This is a genomic window from Acinetobacter sp. 226-1 (genome assembly GCF_030329325.1).
GTDB lineage: Bacteria > Pseudomonadota > Gammaproteobacteria > Pseudomonadales > Moraxellaceae > Acinetobacter > Acinetobacter sichuanensis.
Genome location: NZ_JACANU010000001.1, coordinates 562,509 through 578,522, shown reverse-complemented (window position 1 = coordinate 578,522; position 16,014 = coordinate 562,509). Strand labels below are relative to the sequence as shown.

Sequence of the window (16,014 nt, the reverse complement as noted above, 5' to 3'; positions counted from 1 at the left end):
TTTAGATCATAGCGTCAACACAGTCCTTAATTAAAGTCGGACCTGTGTAAATCATACCACTATAAATTTGTACTAAACTTGCACCTGCTTGTTGCTTTGCTACTGCTTGATCACCAGATAAGATCCCACCCACACCAATCAGTGGAATTTCATCTTTTAATAATTTTGAAAAAGCCGCCAAACATGCTGTACTTTTTTCAAAAACTGGGGCACCAGATAAACCGCCTGCTTCATCACCAAAAGCTAAGCCTTCAACACCTTCACGTGACAAGGTTGTATTGGTCACAATCAAGCCATCAATTTTAAATTCTAATAACTGTGAAGCAATAAACTGAATATCACTTTGCTCTAAATCTGGTGCAACTTTTAATACTAAAGGTACATAATGCTGATATTCTTCAGCAAGTTCAAGTTGACGTTTCTTTAAAGTTTCAAGTAATTCAGTTAAGGCATGCCCACTTTGCAATGAGCGCAAATTTTGAGTGTTAGGTGATGAAATATTTACCGTAATGTATGATGCATAAGCATATACTTTTTCAAGGCAAATCAAATAATCTGAAACCGCATCTTCAACAGGTGTTGTGGCATTTTTACCGATATTAATCCCTAAAACACCTTTAAATTTTGCAGCTTTTACATTTTCAACGAGCTGATCAACGCCATCATTATTAAATCCCATACGGTTAATAATGGCTTTTGCTTCTGGAATACGGAATAAACGAGGTTTTGGATTACCTGCTTGAGGCTTAGGCGTAATTGTACCAATTTCAATAAAACCAAAGCCGAGCGCAGCCAAGGCATCAATATACGCACCATTTTTATCTAAACCTGCCGCTAAACCAACGGGGTTAGGAAATTGGATTCCCATGCATGTAACAGGTTTAGGCGCAATCTTTTGACGCATTGCTCCGACTTTATGCGCTGATTTTAACAGCGATAATGTCAGTTCATGTGCACGCTCCGGTGCTAAAGAAAACAACAATGGGCGAGCAAGTGAATACATCATAGCTAGAAAAGTCTACTGCTTTTTAAGTTGCCGTATTATAGGCACAGTATGGCAAAAAGGCTATGCTTACTACTGCTTTATTTTCACCGCTTAATGCACTGTCGCTGTTAATTTAATCTGTGAATCGACTTTTATGAGTTCCATTTTTTCAATGCTTACACCCATTTGTGCAATTTGTGTTAAAAAGTTTGCCAATACAGCATAATTTTCATGTTGCCCAACAATTTGAAACTGCTCACCCACTTGTTGACTCGCGATTGATAAACCTTGTTGTTGTGCGACACGTTGAATTTTATCAGGCACGGTCAAAGATAAATCATCAGCAGGTTTCATTGTCACGACATTACTCTGCATCCACACAACAAGATCTTTAAGTTCATTCAGCCGTTTTTGTTGATTTTCTGCTGCTTTATGAGTTGACCACAATGCTGAACCCACGATAGCAACCACCACAAAAATCGTAGTAAAAACAACCATTACTCGTTCACGCATTGACATTTTATCAAGCTGATCTGTAATTTTTTCTGCCCAAGCATCAAAGCGATGTTGAATATTGTCTATTGCTTTCATTATTGTATTTTCACCAGTCCTACAACAGAAGCACCTTGTGTCTGTATCGTCCCAAGTTCTGCTTTAAAACCTTGCTGATTAAGCTGTTGCACTAGCGTCTGTAATTTATCTGAACTGGTTGCAATCAAATCCATATTCAAAATCGTATTATCATAATTGACTTTATTTGCCACAATTTGATGCTGCATTAAAATAGGTCCAACTCGACTCAAAAGTTGCAATGCTTGTGTATTCGCACTTTGACTCAAACGCAAATTACTTTCAAATTGGCTTTTAATATTTTGCTCAGTTACTCGACTATTTGTACCAAACCAAGATTTGTATTGATCAATCGCAATCAATGCTGTTTGATCTGCAACTTTTCGTAGTTTCACCCAACGTAACGCATCAAAACTTAACTGTACTAAAATTAAAGCCAAACATAATACTGCACAAGCTTTCCAATACCCAGAAACCGAACCACTTTGCTCTTTGGCTTTAGGCAGCACATTAAAGGGATGATTTTTTAATTTTTTCGCTGCTAAGAATTGATAATTAAACTGCTCAAGATATTCAGTTGTCGTTATAGCAAAAAGACTATCTAGTTGTTCAGCAGTTAATTGAGCATATTTATATCGTCGCTCTTTTTCAGAAAAGTCAAGATATAACGCTAAATCATCAACAGAATTTCCCATCCACTCATTTTCACGAACCAACAAATGCCCATTCAAACTAGCAAGCACAGTTTGTTTCACCTCAGGCACAGGCAAAATAAGAAAATCGGGTAATAAAGAAACCACTTTTACAGGCAATAAAGACAATGAATGCTGCATCGTGGTTACAGCATATTGATGTATACCTAAAATTGTTACCTGATCTGGAGCTTGAAAGTGTGAAAATACTTTCATCTGATCAATAGGTAAAATGACATATTCTTCAAGTAAGTATTTTAGTCCATCTGGACCCAGTTTTTTATATTGTTCTTTCGTCAAGCTTTGTTGCAAAATTTGCACTTCACGACTTGGAAAATAAACAACGGCTTCTTCACCTTGATGAAGTTTCAACTCTTGAATCAATTGCTCAAGACTTACAGCACTATGCCATGCATCACCCTGAGACCACTGCCAAACCCCATCGGCTTCTGGCATCCATAAATACAACATTAATTTTGTTCTGCCGTGTTATTTGTTCTAAAATGCTTTTACGCTGTTGGAATAAAGGCTTTTTGTTGTGTAGATAAACCTTGAGCAATCACACTTTGCTCATAAATACGAGCTTCTGCAAGCGCAAAAGGATGAAAATTCTCACCTGTTAATTGTTCAGCAATATGTGCAACAACATTCATGTGACAAACCACAATAATATTTTCAAATGGCAATTGTGACAACCAATCTATTGCATCTTTTGCATCATCATCAGGTTTAATTTTATCGCAAATCAACACACTGACATCTGAAAAATAGTGTTGTAGATGCGCTAATGTTTCTTGAGCACGTAATAATGGACTCACAATAAACACATCTGGTTTATCCAAATTTTTTAAATACTGTGCTGTTTGTTCTGCTTGCTCATGACCACGTGCTGTTAATGGACGCTTATGATCATTCCCATTGACAGCAGGAACTGCCTCACCATGACGAACTAAAGTCAGTTGCATAAAATTTCCTTATTGATTTGTTTTGAATTATACCGATTCTTTATGACAACACTATCTCAGTTTGACAAAAATTTAGACTTCATGATGGGGTAAAACAAACTCTACATCACTACGATGTCCATTTTTCATTAATGATACCGCAATATTTAAAGGTGGCGCACCTTCAAAGATCACTTCATGTAATGCAGCCGTAATTGGCATATAAACATCTAGCTCTTTTGAACGAGTATTGACTTGAACGATGGTATTAATACCTTCAGCAGTTTGCCCAAGTTCTTTGGTCGCCTGCTCTAAGGACTTACCTGAACCCAATGCAAAACCCACTTGATAATTACGACTCAAAGGACTATTACAAGTGGCAAATAAATCACCAACACCAGATAAACCAAGAAAAGTTAAAGGGTTTGCACCTAGCTTCACCGCAAAACGACTCATTTCTGCTAAAGCACGTGTCAAAATCATACTTTTGGTATTTTCGCCTACTTGATATGCAGCCGCCATTCCCATTGCGACAGCATAAATATTTTTTAATGCGCCTCCAAGTTCTACCCCATGCACATCATCACTACCAAACACACGAAATAAAGCACTATGTAAGGCTTGTTGTACGGCATAACGTACAAGTTCAGAGTCACTTGCAATCACTGTACCCGCAGGCTGACCCGCCATGATTTCTTTTGCAAGATTAGGACCCGATAAAACACCATAAGGTACTTCTGGCAACTCATCACGAATAATATCGCTCATAAAATTAAAGCTTTTCGCCTCAATCCCTTTGGTTAATGACACAACCGCCTGAGCACTGATAAAAGGCTTAATTTTCTTTAAGACATCACGAAATGAATGGCTTGGGATTGCCACTAAAATAATATCACGATCACGAACAGCTTTTTCTAAATCTGACTCTGCTTTTAAGCTAAGCTCTAAAGGATAATCAGGCAAATAGCGTTTATTTAAATGTGTAGCATTCATTTCCTCAGCAACAGCTTCATCACGAATCCAAATCATGGTATCACAACCATTTCGTGCTGCTGTATTTGCCATTGCTGTACCAAAACTACCGCCCCCTAACACAGTGACTCTTAACGCAGTTTTTTGATTTAATACTACAGGCTCAACCAAATCTGAAAATTTTAACTCTGACATTATTGTTATCCTAAAACATAACTGATGTTGATATTAAGGGTTCATTCTTATTTAAATTTTAAAATGCTTTCCAAACTGAAACATGAGCTTCTGTACTTTGTTCAGCACGTGGAGCGATCGCTTTTGCCGCAGTTCCAATATAAATAATCCCTGAAATAAGATCGTCAGGTTGTAGCCCTAACTTTTGTTTTAATAATTTTGACTCAACAACTGCACCACTACGCCACATACTTGCAAAGCCTTGCGCTTGTAACGAAAGTAAAAAGTTTTGAATAGCAGCACCTGAACTTAATGTTTGTTCAAATGTAGGAACTTTAGGATGCTCGACAAAACGTGTCACCGCCAAAACTAAAAGTGGCGCTCTAAAAGGATGGGTTTTTACACGTTCAACTTGAATAGGATCCATTTCTCCTAAATTTTGAACTGCCTCCGCCAGTAACTCACCAAAAGCTGCACGCTGATCGGCAGATACAACAATAAAATGAGTTGGCTTTAAACGATGATGGTCAGGCGCAGTTAAAGCAGCTTGAAATGCGAGTTCTAATTGTTCTGCATTGGGTGCAGGCTCAATTAAATGCCCAACAGACTGACGTTGATGAATATTTTGCTGCACAATTTGAAGATTTGAATCTGCCATTGACCATGTTCTATAAAAACCTTTTGAATCAAGATTAGCATAAACTTTTAAAAAAGCGTGATATTTGCTGAATTTACTCAACACAATTCTGACTATTTCACAGGACTGCCATATAAAACATCATATTTAATACATATTTTGGCATTTTTATCTCTATTCCTGTGCTGCAATATCAGGATCATTTATTATTTAGAGCGAACCTATGAAAAAAACGCTTATTATCGCATCTATGCTGTCTAGTGCTTTCTTATTTACGGCTTGTAGCTCCAATCCAACTCAAACTCAAGCGATTCAAAAACCAAACAACCAATATGAAGTGACTGGTTTAGGCAAAAGTCAGATCATTTCCAAAAATAATGCGATCAGCGCAGCAAATAATGCTTGTGGTAAAAAGGCGACACCTATTGTTATAGATGAAAAAGTTGAATTTAATGGCGCGCTAAAAGGTGTTTTTGATGAACAAACAGGGAAAATGATTACGGCTGCGGCAGGTGTATTAGGTTCAGTAATTGGTAAAGGTGGTATTGAAAAAGATACAGATTATCAAACAACATTGACTTTTACTTGTCAGGCGAATGCTTAACTCCTATAAAAAAAACCTCTCAAAATCGAGAGGTTCTTTTATTTTTAGCGCTTTAAAAACAGCTTAGCAATAACCATCCAAGCGTGTTAAAGGCAATTTTTGTCCAATCGCTTTTTCAATTTCTGGTAAATAAAAAGCATCATCTTCAGATAAAAAGCTAATACTTACACCTTGAGTACCTGCGCGACCTGTACGACCAATACGATGCACATAATCATCTGACTGCTCAGGAAGCGTAAAATTCACCACATGAGAAACGCCATCTACATGAATACCACGCCCTGCAACATCTGTAGCAATCATGATATTGTGCTGACCATTTTTAAATTGATCTAACATTTTCAAACGCTTATCTTGCGCGATTTCACCTGAAAGCATCACGACTTTATAACCATCTGATTTTAAATGATCGTAAAGCTTTCGAACTTGATCTCGTCGATTTGCAAAAATCATGACTTTTTCAATCGGCTCATCAGACAATATTTCTCGCAACAAACGATACTTATCTTTCTTTTCAACAACATAAATACGTTGCTCAACATCCTGATTGGTTTTCTTTTCAGGTTCAATTTCAACAGTTACAGGATTAAACAACCATTGTTGAGCAAGGTTTAAAACGTCATAGCTGAATGTTGCAGAGAACATGAGCGTTTGACGCTGTTCTTTACGTGGTGAATAACGCACAATCCGTTTTACCGATGGAATAAAGCCCATATCCAATAAACGGTCAGCTTCATCAATCACTAAAAACTCAATTTGATCTAACCAAACTTCTTTTTGCTCAGTAAAATCAATTAAACGACCGGGAGTAGCCACTAAAATATCAACAAAATTTTTATCTAATTGCTTTTTTTGTTTATCAAAGTCAACACCACCTACTAAAGTTAAAACATTTAAATCTGAAAACTTAGTTAACTCGCGTGCATCACTTTCAATTTGAATGGCTAATTCACGTGTTGGTGCTAAAATTAAAGCACGTGGCTCACCACGAAAACGTTGACCTTTCACAGGATTTTGCAATAAATCATTAATAATACTGACTAAAAAAGCTGCAGTTTTACCTGTTCCTGTTTGAGCGCGACCAATCGCATCATGCCCAGCCAACGTATATTTCAATACTTTCTGCTGAATGGGGGTCATTTCTTTAAACCCTAGAGCATCAATCGCTTGCTTAAGTTGCGGATGTAAATTTAGGGTTTCGAAACCTGATGACATATATACGTGCTCTAACGGTAAAATATAAAAATATGAAGTATTATAAACAAACACAGCTAAAAAACAAAAACGCCCCAATTCATTAAAATTGGAGCGTCACTTAAGCTTTTACAAACTTAAGAATTAGTCTAAAGGCTGAACTTCTTCAGCTTGAAAACCTTTTTGACCTTGAACAACGCTGAATTCTACGCGTTGACCGTCACGAAGTGAACGGTGTCCGTCGCCTTGAATAGCACGGAAGTGAACGAATACATCGTCACCGCCAGCGCGTTGAATAAAGCCAAAACCTTTAGTATCATTGAACCATTTAACAACGCCTTGTTCACGAGCTGTCATAAGTTAATCCTCAGTTATTTAGAAAAAAGGACCACCCGGTGTTGCAAACAGCAGAGCAAACAAAGTTTAAAATATTTTTTATTTCAAAGCTTGTAATCATTCTGTAAGACTATTAACAAAATCCCGGTTACATCCACTTGTAATTCAGATAAATGAGCAGTTGTTACTGCACCATTCCTAAAACACGCAAGGAGCTTAACATGGGTGAATCACAATTAATAGAATTTTTTTAGATAATTATGAGATAAATATTTTCATTTCATCAATATTTTCTCTAACTTTTAGCTGAAATGCTTTTTCACAAAGTCTTTAACGCAAAAAGATTGGGCTGAGTTATTTTCTTTGTTAGACTAAACATTGTTTGATAGATAAATGTTATTGCTCATAAAATGACTGAAAGTTTAACTCCTGATTACATCACCATTGATGCCATAGGCAAACCTTGCCCTCTGCCACTTTTACTTTTAAAAAAGCAATTGAAAAAGTTACCAACGCCGCAAAATATTTTGCTAAAAGCTTCAGATCCACATAGTGAAATTGACATTTTGCGTTATTGTGAACTTCATCAACTTATTTGCCAATTCACACAAATTTCAGATCATGAGCTACATTTTTTAATAAAATCTTAAGTGTTTCAATTTTAAATTAACAAAGATTCAGTATTTTATGTTAATGCTTGTATAATTGAATAAAAGTTTACATTTCTATACCCAATTTTCCTTAATTATGAATGCCAATACAATTAAGATGAAGCTATGGTATTACCACTATTATCCTATAAGGAGAACTCATGAGTGACAGCAGCAATCAATTGATGCCCCTGTCCTTATCTGCGCCAGGTGTTAATCTGGGTGCTTATATCAGCACTGTGAACCAAATCCCTATTTTGACAGCCGAACAAGAAAAAGAGTTGGCTGATCGTTATTTCTATGATCAAGATTTAGATGCGGCAAAAATGTTAGTGATGTCTCACTTACGTTTTGTTGTTCATATCGCACGTAGTTATGCAGGTTATGGCTTACCTCAAGGTGATTTAATCCAAGAAGGTAACCTTGGTTTAATGAAAGCTGTTAAACGTTTTGACCCCAACATGGGTGTGCGTTTAGTTTCATTTGCGGTGCATTGGATCAAAGCTGAAATTCACGAATATGTCATTCGTAACTGGCGTATTGTGAAAATTGCAACCACCAAAGCCCAACGTAAATTGTTCTTTAATTTACGTAGTTTGAAGAAATCAAGTAAAAAATTAACACTTGAAGAAGCTCAGTCCATTGCCAATGACTTAAATGTGACTGCTGAACAAGTCCTTGAAATGGAAGGTCGTTTAACCGCATATGATGCTGCTTTTGAAGCACAAGGCGATGATGACGATGAAGGTTCAACCCATGTTGCACCTGCGCTTTATCTCGAAGATAACCGTTATGACCCTGCACGACTGGTTGAAGAGGAAGATTATGAAGCACAAAGTACTTCTGCCCTGCACGATGCCATGGAACAGCTCGATGATCGCTCTCGTAATATTTTACAGCGTCGTTGGCTAGATGACGACAAATCCACATTGCATGAGTTGGCTGCTGAATATAACGTTTCTGCGGAGCGTATCCGTCAGTTGGAAAAAAATGCAATGGATAAAATCAAAGTGGCGATGTCATCCAACTAAAAACTTTATTTCTATCTTCATAAAAGGGCGATCTGCCCTTTTATTTTTTATTTAAGTATTAACTTTTACAGTGTTTTTCCGCCTTAACCTCAACTTAAAATTGTGCTAAGGTGATGCGCAAATTTATACAGATGACTGACTGATGTGGATCGCAATTTCAGCACTGAATCTTGCTTTTGCCGTGATCTTGGGTGCTTTTGGCGCGCATGGTTTAAAAAAAATTGCCTCACCTGAACAATTAACATGGTGGCAAACAGCAACAGATTATTTTTTCTACCATGCCTTGGGTTTACTGGCTCTAGGTATCTTAAGCAAAGTGATTCCGCAGCTTCCGATTAAAACCAGTTTTCTACTGCTTCAGGTCGGTATTTTATTTTTCTGCGGTTCACTTTATATCATGGCATTGGGTTTACCCCGAGGTCTCGGTGCGATTACCCCCATTGGTGGTGCACTCATGATTGCAGGCTGGTTGCTGTTGGCATGGAATGCACTAAAGTACGCAAAATAAAGCGTTTAAATTTATGTTTTGCTTGAAAGGAATGGATTTTTTATGCAAATTTTCTTAAATGGCGAGCCTCAAGATACGACTTGTCAAAACCTCTTGCAACTCATTCAGGAATTATCCCTTGAAGGCAAACGTTTTGCCGTTGAAATGAACGAAATGATCATTTCCAAAAGTAAACTTGAGCAAACCCCCATTGCAGCACAAGATCGTATTGAAATTATTCATGCGGTTGGTGGCGGCTGATGGGTATAGAGAGATTGAATCATCCCATGCAAAATTTAAATCATTCAGACAGTCCTTTAATTATTGGCTCACGTAGCTTTCAATCACGTTTATTGGTCGGAACAGGCAAATATAAGGACATGCAGGAAACTGATCTGGCGATTCAAGCCAGTGGTGCTGAAATTGTCACGGTGGCAATTCGTCGTGTCAATATTGGGCAAAACCCTGATCAACCTAATTTGCTTTCAGTGATTCCCCCTGAAAAATATACCCTTTTACCCAATACCGCAGGTTGCTTCGATGCCAACAGTGCTGTGCGTACCTGTATGCTTGCACGTGAACTGCTCGATGGTCACAACCTGGTTAAACTTGAAGTTTTGGGCGATGAAAAAACCCTTTATCCAAATGTGACGGCAACACTTGAAGCGGCCCGCACGTTGGTTGAAGATGGTTTTGAAGTCATGGTCTATACTTCTGATGATCCGATTGTGGCACAAGAACTTGAAAGCATGGGCTGTGTTGCCATTATGCCTTTAGGCAGTCTGATTGGTTCAGGCTTGGGCATTTTAAATCCGCACACCATTTCCATTATTAAAGAAAATGCCAAAGTACCAGTTTTGGTTGATGCAGGTGTTGGTACTGCCAGTGATGCAGCGATTGCCATGGAACTGGGCTGTGATGGCGTGTTGATGAATACAGCAATTGCGGCAGCGCAAAATCCGATCTTAATGGCATTAGCAATGAAAAAAGCGGTTGAAGCAGGTCGTGAAGCATATTTGGCAGGTCGTATGCCTCGGAAGCGCATGGCAAATGCAAGCTCACCTGAAACGGGTTATTTCTTTAAATAATTAATAATAAGCCTTTTATGACTTAATATTGGAAAAGGATTCCTCGGAATCCTTTTTTATTTATAATAAATCATTAGAAAAATGAGGTCATACCATGATAAAAATAATTAGCCCTTTGTTTTTAATCAGTTCTTTATCCATCAACATAAGTTATGCCACGCCTGCGGACTTACAAAAGTTTATTCCTGATCAATGGGAAATTATTTCTAAAGCAAATGGTGATTTAAATGCCGATGGTCAAAGTGATGTCGCACTGTTGATTCAGCCAGAAAATACCCAAATACAGGATCGAAAACTACTGATTTTATTAAAAAATAATCAAAGTTATATACTGTATTTGAATAAAAAAATTCCTGCATGGACTTATCCTGATGAAGAAAACTGTATCAACGATGCCATTTCAGGTGCAGGTCTGGCAATAAAACATGGCATATTGGATGTCGGTTTTAATGCCATGAACAGTTGTTCCAATTGGTACGGCGAAGGTTGGACATATCGCTTTCAGTGGCGTAATAAACACTTGAAATTAATTGGTTTTGAATACTGGTTCATCTATAAAACTGATGGTAAATCCAAACGCTATAGTGGAAATTTTTTAACACAAAAATTGAAAACCACTTTTGCGAATGAGTTTGATGATCAGATTCAACCTCAAATTTCATGGAAAAAATTAATCCCGATACGACCAGATCAACTTGAACACATTCAATTTGAAGACAGTCCTGGTTTCTTAAAACAGATGATTAAATAAAATCAGCCATATACTCACTGTTCAAATCCCAATAACTGTTCAAACCCCAATCATCATCAAAACTGATCCTGATTGACCTTAAAGCATCAGACCTTTTTCAAGAATCCGAATCTTGACCTCCAATACATCATCCTGAACTTCCGACTGATATGCCTGCATATGAGCTGTTTCCAGATGTGTCTGTAAGTGCTGCATACTTTCCCAATATTCAAGCATGGTAATCACATGAGAATTTTTACATTGAAAATCTGCATCCGTGTCAGCATCAACCAACAATTCATAGCCATGACAACCCGACTCTGCCAAAACCGTTGCTGTGATTTTCCGAAAAGCATTTATCACTTTACTTTTATGCTCTATGCCCTCTCGTGTATGGATTTCCGCAATCACAATCAACATGTTGCGGCGTCCTGATGCAATGATCCAACTGCCAATGTTGCAAAAACCTGATGTAAATGTTCACGATATTGCTGTTCACAATCTGCAATATTGGGTGCTTTAATCACATCGTTGGCAATATAAGTGGCGAGTGCTTGCATACCTAAAAACTGATTGGCTTTGTGAAAAGGCAAATAAACCCCATCGACGCCCACGCCATGGAAAAATTGCTCAGGATCGGTAAAGGCTTCTATCGGGGCATTCCAGGTCAAGGACAACATATATTTTTTATCTTGAATCAAACCACCAGAACCATACTTTTTAGAGGCATCAGAACGGCTACGTCCATCATTGGCATACAAAGTTCCATGACCTTCGGTAAAGACATCATCCATATATTTTTTTACCGTCCAAGGCGCACCCATCCACCAACCTGGCATTTGATAAATCACCACATCCGCCCACAGATATTTCTGAACTTCTTCTTTGGCATCATACGCACTGTCTGCACGACTCACCTTTACCGCATATCCCAACTCACTCAATACGGATACTGCAAGCTCAGTTAAAGTATCGTTCAATTCGCCATTGGAATGTGCAAAAGTTTTCGCGCCATTGATAATCAGAATGTTGCTCATATTAAACTCTAAATCTTAATCTATGACAGCACTATAAAGATTTCCGTTGTTGCGAAAAATACAAGATTAAGCAAAATATTGTTGACTAAAAATCAATAATTATATCAACAAACCTAAAAAAAGCACCCGAAGGTGCTTTTCAAATTAAACTGTATAACACTGAAAATTAAGGAATCAAACCTTCATCACGCATCGCAATCTGTACAGATTGGCGTTCAGCAACCAAGTTACGTAGTGCAACAATATTTTTAAATGGTGTTAAGTCATGATGAATCACATTCGACCAATTGGTCAGGACAAATAAATAAGCATCCGCAGGTCCAAAACGGTCATTCACCAAATAATCGTATTCAGACTCACCTAAATAATCATCAATATATTTCAACATTTTATCAATGGTTGCATAACCACGTTGTTTTTCTTCGTCAGAAACGGCTGGATTAAAAAACACGGCATATTCATCATGTAATTCTGAGTTTAAATATCCTAACCATTCTAAAACTTTCGCACGCCCCAAACCTGAAGGTGGAATCAAATCTTGCCCTGCATCATGTTGCGCAATAAAAGGAAGGACTGCAACATTTTCAGTCAAAATCAAGCCTGGGTTGATTTCCAAGGCTGGCACATAACCTTTAGGATTAATTTCGTAATAATCTGCCCCTTTTTCAGTCGTGTGCGTTTTTAAATCAACACGTACTAAGTCAAAATCAACATTAATTTCATTAAGTAAAATATGGGCAGCGAGGGAACATGCACCTGGTGAATAATACAGCTTCATATCTAATCCTTGTTATATGGCTATTTCAGTTTTAAAGGGCTTCTTTACCAATTTCAAGTTGAATCAGGTGAAATTTGCAAATAAGCGTAAATTTATAAATAAGTAGTACTTTGAATATTCAGTAAAACCATAAATTTTTCAAGTGAAAATTCACTATGTAAAATCAAAAGATGTTTTATCATACACATTTTTAAAAATGATGAATTTTTAGAAATGAAAAACAAAAAAGCCAGTCATTTATACATGACTGGCTTTTTTGTTATTTGTAACACAAAGTTAATACAATGGATTGAATTAACTCAATTTTAGTTTACTAAAACTCAGATGACCATCTTCAGCACCGATCAAGATCGTATCACCTAAGATAAAATCTCCTGCTAAGATTTTTTGAGCCAATGGGTTTTCAATCTGTTGCTGAATCGCACGTTTTAATGGACGCGCACCATAAACAGGATCAAAACCAGCATCAATCAGAATATCAAAAGCTTGATCATCGACTTTTAAACCAATGTCACGTTCATTTAAACGAGCACGTAAACGATCCAACTGAATATCGGCAATGCCACGAATCTGTGATTTTTTCAATGAATGGAATACCACCAACTCATCAATACGGTTAATAAACTCTGGACGGAAATGTTGTGATACCGCATTCAATACAGTTTCGCGAACATCTTCATCGCTGGCATTTTCACCTAATTCACGGACATCGCTTGAACCTAAGTTTGAGGTCATCACAATCACGGTATTTTTAAAGTCAATCAAGCGACCTTGTGAATCCGTTAAACGACCATCATCCAACACTTGCAATAAGATATTAAAGACATCTGGATGCGCTTTTTCAACTTCATCAAACAACACAATACTGTATGGTTTACGACGAACAGCTTCTGTAAGCACACCACCTTCTTCATAACCCACATAGCCCGGAGGCGCACCAACCAAACGACTGACTGAGTGTTTTTCCATAAACTCTGACATATCGATACGAATAATCGCATCATCACTGTCGAATAAGAAGTTACCTAACGCTTTGGTCAATTCAGTTTTACCAACCCCTGTTGGTCCAAGGAACAAGAATGAACCACTTGGACGGTTCGGGTCGGACAATCCTGCACGTGAACGGCGAACAGCATTTGACACGGCAACCACAGCTTCATCCTGTCCAACTACACGGTTATGTAAAAATTCTTCCATTTGCAGTAATTTCTCACGTTCACCTTGCAGCATTTTCGACACAGGAATGCCTGTTGCAGCACTAACAACCTCTGCAATTTCGTTTTCAGTGACTTTGGTACGAATCAGTTTCGGTTCTTCATTAGTTTCCGCCACTTCTTCTTCATTCAAGCGTTTTTGCAATTCAGGAATTACACCATATTGTAAACGGCTTGCTTCAGCCAGATCACCTTCACGTTGCGCTTTTTCAAAGGCTGTACGGGCTTTGTCGAGCTCAATCTGTGCTTGATTGGTACCATCAACCAAACGTTTTTCAGCAATCCATACCTCTTCCATATCACTGTATTCTTTCTGAACTTCAGCAATTTGTTTTTCCAGATGTTCAACTTCAGCTTTACTGACTGAATCCGCATCTTTTTTCACCGCTTCCAACTGCATTTTGAGTTGAATTAAACGGCGATCCAAACGGTCTAATGGCTCAGGTTTTGAGTCAATTTCCATTTTGATACGAGAAGCTGCTTCATCAATCAGGTCAATCGCCTTGTCAGGCAATTGACGGTCTGTAATATAACGATGCGACATTTTCGCTGCTGCGATAATCGCAGAGTCGAGAATTTGTACACCATGATGCGTTGCATACTTGTCTTTTAAGCCACGTAAAATTGCAATGGTGTCTTCAACACTTGGCTCATCGACCAAGACTTTTTGGAAACGACGCTCTAAAGCTGCATCTTTTTCAATGAATTGGCGATATTCATCCAAGGTTGTTGCACCGACACAACGCAGCTCACCACGTGCCAATGCAGGTTTTAACATATTCCCCGCATCCATCGCACCATCGCCTTTACCTGCGCCGACAAGGGTATGTAACTCGTCAATAAATAAGATGATTTCACCATCGTATTTTGCTAAATCTTTCAGCACGGCTTTTAGACGTTCTTCAAATTCACCACGGTATTTTGCACCTGCTAGTAATGAACCTAGATCAAGTGATAAAACCCGTTTACCTTTGAGGCTTTCAGGTACTTCACCATTGACAATACGTTGTGCCAAACCTTCGACAATTGCCGTTTTACCCACCCCTGGTTCACCAATGAGTACAGGGTTGTTTTTAGTGCGGCGTGACAAGACCTGAATGGTACGACGAATTTCTTCATCACGACCAATCACAGGGTCTAATTTGCCTGACAACGCACGCTCAGTCAGGTCAATGGTGTATTTATTTAACGAATCACGTTGATCTTCATGGTTATTTGCCATAACTTGTTCGCCACCTCGAATATTTTCAATTGCTTTGCGTAGTTTGTCGGTCGTCACACCCACGCTGCTTAATAATGTTTTGGTTGCACCTGTTTCAGCGAGCGCCAAAATCACCCAATCGGTTGATAGAAATTCATCACCAGCTTTTTGTGCAAAACTGTCAGCCAAGTTGAGTGCACGCACAGCCTCAGGGTTTAAGTTAATATCACCTGTCGGATTGCTGAGTGTTGCAGCATCATTGAGTGCTTGTTGCAGTTTATTTTTCAGTTCAGGTAAATTTGCACCTGATTGCTGCAATAAACTGAGGTTTGAAGGTTCTTCCAATAAAGCCGAAAGAATATGAATACCGTCAATCGCTGTATGGTCTTTACCCATCGCTAAAGATTGGGCATCGGATAACGCTTGCTGCAGGCGGTTGGTAAATTTTTCAAATCGCATTCTTGTTATTCCTCACAACAAATTCTGTACTTGAATAATAAATGGGAACACTTTGTGAATTTTCAACTTAAATTTTTAAATATTTAATATATTTTTCAAAAACTTATAAAAAATAATCAGGATATATTTCAGTATTAATATGCGTCCTGAATGTTTCTTTTTCAAGTCAGTGTTTTAGAAAAATATATGACTGTATTCAAGGTTGCTCTTAATGTATCTATCTCTTAGCGT

The 16,014-nt window shown here is 38.0% G+C and carries 19 protein-coding genes; 7 read left to right on the top strand and 12 right to left on the bottom strand.

What is annotated here, in order from left to right:
* Position 1 precedes the first annotated feature (1 nt).
* The 6 genes from HX124_RS02705 to HX124_RS02680 form a co-directional block, all read right to left on the bottom strand.
* On the bottom strand, positions 2-1,006 hold the full coding sequence (locus HX124_RS02705) for a quinone-dependent dihydroorotate dehydrogenase (protein WP_107007324.1): 1,005 nt from the start codon (positions 1,004-1,006) through the stop codon (positions 2-4).
* Positions 1,007-1,096: 90 nt separating this feature from the next.
* Positions 1,097-1,576: a type II secretion system protein M gene (locus tag HX124_RS02700; protein WP_286381862.1), complete on the bottom strand. Its 480-nt coding sequence runs from the start codon at positions 1,574-1,576 to the stop codon at positions 1,097-1,099.
* On the bottom strand, positions 1,576-2,718 hold the full coding sequence (gene gspL / locus HX124_RS02695; protein WP_286381861.1) for a type II secretion system protein GspL: 1,143 nt from the start codon (positions 2,716-2,718) through the stop codon (positions 1,576-1,578). The genes HX124_RS02700 and gspL overlap by 1 nt, the downstream gene beginning before the upstream one ends.
* Before the next feature lie 38 nt (positions 2,719-2,756).
* Entirely contained in the window at positions 2,757-3,212 is a 456-nt protein-coding gene (gene sixA, locus HX124_RS02690) for a phosphohistidine phosphatase SixA (protein ID WP_286381860.1), read from the bottom strand.
* A 72-nt stretch (positions 3,213-3,284) separates the two neighbouring features.
* On the bottom strand, positions 3,285-4,358 hold the full coding sequence (locus HX124_RS02685) for an NAD(P)H-dependent glycerol-3-phosphate dehydrogenase (protein ID WP_286381859.1): 1,074 nt from the start codon (positions 4,356-4,358) through the stop codon (positions 3,285-3,287).
* Positions 4,359-4,416: 58 nt separating this feature from the next.
* Entirely contained in the window at positions 4,417-4,995 is a 579-nt protein-coding gene (locus HX124_RS02680; protein WP_286381858.1) for a nitroreductase family protein, read from the bottom strand.
* 202 nt (positions 4,996-5,197) lie between these two features.
* On the opposite strand from HX124_RS02680, the gene HX124_RS02675 reads away from it, so the two are divergent.
* Entirely contained in the window at positions 5,198-5,578 is a 381-nt protein-coding gene (locus HX124_RS02675; protein ID WP_286381857.1) for a hypothetical protein, read from the top strand.
* A gap of 63 nt (positions 5,579-5,641) precedes the next feature.
* Here HX124_RS02675 and rhlB read toward each other — a convergent pair whose 3' ends face one another.
* The gene (gene rhlB / locus HX124_RS02670) at positions 5,642-6,793 is read right to left on the bottom strand and encodes an ATP-dependent RNA helicase RhlB (RefSeq protein WP_107007331.1); all 1,152 of its coding nucleotides are present in this window, start codon (positions 6,791-6,793) and stop codon (positions 5,642-5,644) included.
* A 123-nt stretch (positions 6,794-6,916) separates the two neighbouring features.
* Positions 6,917-7,129 (bottom strand): cold-shock protein, encoded by a 213-nt coding sequence (locus tag HX124_RS02665; RefSeq protein ID WP_004822370.1) that lies wholly within the window; start codon positions 7,127-7,129, stop codon positions 6,917-6,919.
* 389 nt (positions 7,130-7,518) lie between these two features.
* Between HX124_RS02665 and HX124_RS02660 the strand changes: the two genes are divergently transcribed.
* The 6 genes from HX124_RS02660 (at position 7,519) to HX124_RS02635 (ending at position 11,115) form a co-directional block, all read left to right on the top strand.
* A complete protein-coding gene (locus HX124_RS02660) occupies positions 7,519-7,758 on the top strand; it encodes a sulfurtransferase TusA family protein (RefSeq protein ID WP_107007332.1) in 240 nt (79 codons plus the stop codon).
* A 161-nt stretch (positions 7,759-7,919) separates the two neighbouring features.
* Positions 7,920-8,789, top strand: coding sequence for an RNA polymerase sigma factor RpoH (rpoH, locus tag HX124_RS02655; RefSeq protein WP_107007333.1), 870 nt, complete (start codon positions 7,920-7,922; stop codon positions 8,787-8,789).
* Between the two features lie 142 nt (positions 8,790-8,931).
* Positions 8,932-9,297, top strand: coding sequence for a DUF423 domain-containing protein (locus HX124_RS02650; protein ID WP_107007334.1), 366 nt, complete (start codon positions 8,932-8,934; stop codon positions 9,295-9,297).
* 42 nt (positions 9,298-9,339) lie between these two features.
* A complete protein-coding gene (gene thiS / locus HX124_RS02645) occupies positions 9,340-9,537 on the top strand; it encodes a sulfur carrier protein ThiS (RefSeq protein WP_107007335.1) in 198 nt (65 codons plus the stop codon).
* 26 nt (positions 9,538-9,563) lie between these two features.
* A complete protein-coding gene (locus HX124_RS02640) occupies positions 9,564-10,364 on the top strand; it encodes a thiazole synthase (protein WP_286381856.1) in 801 nt (266 codons plus the stop codon).
* A 94-nt stretch (positions 10,365-10,458) separates the two neighbouring features.
* The gene (locus tag HX124_RS02635) at positions 10,459-11,115 is read left to right on the top strand and encodes a hypothetical protein (protein ID WP_286381855.1); all 657 of its coding nucleotides are present in this window, start codon (positions 10,459-10,461) and stop codon (positions 11,113-11,115) included.
* A gap of 78 nt (positions 11,116-11,193) precedes the next feature.
* Here HX124_RS02635 and HX124_RS02630 read toward each other — a convergent pair whose 3' ends face one another.
* The 4 genes from HX124_RS02630 to clpB form a co-directional block, all read right to left on the bottom strand.
* Positions 11,194-11,514: a putative quinol monooxygenase gene (locus HX124_RS02630; protein ID WP_286381854.1), complete on the bottom strand. Its 321-nt coding sequence runs from the start codon at positions 11,512-11,514 to the stop codon at positions 11,194-11,196.
* Positions 11,508-12,131 carry an NAD(P)H-dependent oxidoreductase gene (locus HX124_RS02625; RefSeq protein WP_286381853.1) on the bottom strand — a complete coding sequence of 208 codons (624 nt, stop codon included), beginning with the start codon at positions 12,129-12,131 and terminating at the stop codon, positions 11,508-11,510. Before HX124_RS02625 ends, HX124_RS02630 begins: the two co-directional genes overlap by 7 nt.
* A gap of 166 nt (positions 12,132-12,297) precedes the next feature.
* Positions 12,298-12,909: a glutathione binding-like protein gene (locus tag HX124_RS02620; RefSeq protein WP_107007340.1), complete on the bottom strand. Its 612-nt coding sequence runs from the start codon at positions 12,907-12,909 to the stop codon at positions 12,298-12,300.
* A 294-nt stretch (positions 12,910-13,203) separates the two neighbouring features.
* A complete protein-coding gene (clpB, locus tag HX124_RS02615) occupies positions 13,204-15,783 on the bottom strand; it encodes an ATP-dependent chaperone ClpB (protein ID WP_286381852.1) in 2,580 nt (859 codons plus the stop codon).
* Positions 15,784-16,014 lie beyond the last annotated feature (231 nt).

Excerpts from the sequence above, each read along its gene's own strand:
- HX124_RS02705 (WP_107007324.1), bottom strand. The coding sequence starts at position 1,006 with ATGATGTATTCACTTGCTCGCCCATTGTTGTTTTCTTTAGCACCGGAG.
- HX124_RS02700 (WP_286381862.1), bottom strand. The coding sequence starts at position 1,576 with ATGAAAGCAATAGACAATATTCAACATCGCTTTGATGCTTGGGCAGAA.
- gspL (WP_286381861.1), bottom strand. The coding sequence starts at position 2,718 with ATGTTGTATTTATGGATGCCAGAAGCCGATGGGGTTTGGCAGTGGTCT.
- sixA (WP_286381860.1), bottom strand. The coding sequence starts at position 3,212 with ATGCAACTGACTTTAGTTCGTCATGGTGAGGCAGTTCCTGCTGTCAAT.
- HX124_RS02685 (WP_286381859.1), bottom strand. The coding sequence starts at position 4,358 with ATGTCAGAGTTAAAATTTTCAGATTTGGTTGAGCCTGTAGTATTAAAT.
- HX124_RS02680 (WP_286381858.1), bottom strand. The coding sequence starts at position 4,995 with ATGGCAGATTCAAATCTTCAAATTGTGCAGCAAAATATTCATCAACGT.
- HX124_RS02675 (WP_286381857.1), top strand. The coding sequence starts at position 5,198 with ATGAAAAAAACGCTTATTATCGCATCTATGCTGTCTAGTGCTTTCTTA.
- rhlB (WP_107007331.1), bottom strand. The coding sequence starts at position 6,793 with ATGTCATCAGGTTTCGAAACCCTAAATTTACATCCGCAACTTAAGCAA.
- HX124_RS02665 (WP_004822370.1), bottom strand. The coding sequence starts at position 7,129 with ATGACAGCTCGTGAACAAGGCGTTGTTAAATGGTTCAATGATACTAAA.
- HX124_RS02660 (WP_107007332.1), top strand. The coding sequence starts at position 7,519 with ATGACTGAAAGTTTAACTCCTGATTACATCACCATTGATGCCATAGGC.
- rpoH (WP_107007333.1), top strand. The coding sequence starts at position 7,920 with ATGAGTGACAGCAGCAATCAATTGATGCCCCTGTCCTTATCTGCGCCA.
- HX124_RS02650 (WP_107007334.1), top strand. The coding sequence starts at position 8,932 with ATGTGGATCGCAATTTCAGCACTGAATCTTGCTTTTGCCGTGATCTTG.
- thiS (WP_107007335.1), top strand. The coding sequence starts at position 9,340 with ATGCAAATTTTCTTAAATGGCGAGCCTCAAGATACGACTTGTCAAAAC.
- HX124_RS02640 (WP_286381856.1), top strand. The coding sequence starts at position 9,564 with ATGCAAAATTTAAATCATTCAGACAGTCCTTTAATTATTGGCTCACGT.
- HX124_RS02635 (WP_286381855.1), top strand. The coding sequence starts at position 10,459 with ATGATAAAAATAATTAGCCCTTTGTTTTTAATCAGTTCTTTATCCATC.
- HX124_RS02630 (WP_286381854.1), bottom strand. The coding sequence starts at position 11,514 with ATGTTGATTGTGATTGCGGAAATCCATACACGAGAGGGCATAGAGCAT.
- HX124_RS02625 (WP_286381853.1), bottom strand. The coding sequence starts at position 12,131 with ATGAGCAACATTCTGATTATCAATGGCGCGAAAACTTTTGCACATTCC.
- HX124_RS02620 (WP_107007340.1), bottom strand. The coding sequence starts at position 12,909 with ATGAAGCTGTATTATTCACCAGGTGCATGTTCCCTCGCTGCCCATATT.
- clpB (WP_286381852.1), bottom strand. The coding sequence starts at position 15,783 with ATGCGATTTGAAAAATTTACCAACCGCCTGCAGCAAGCGTTATCCGAT.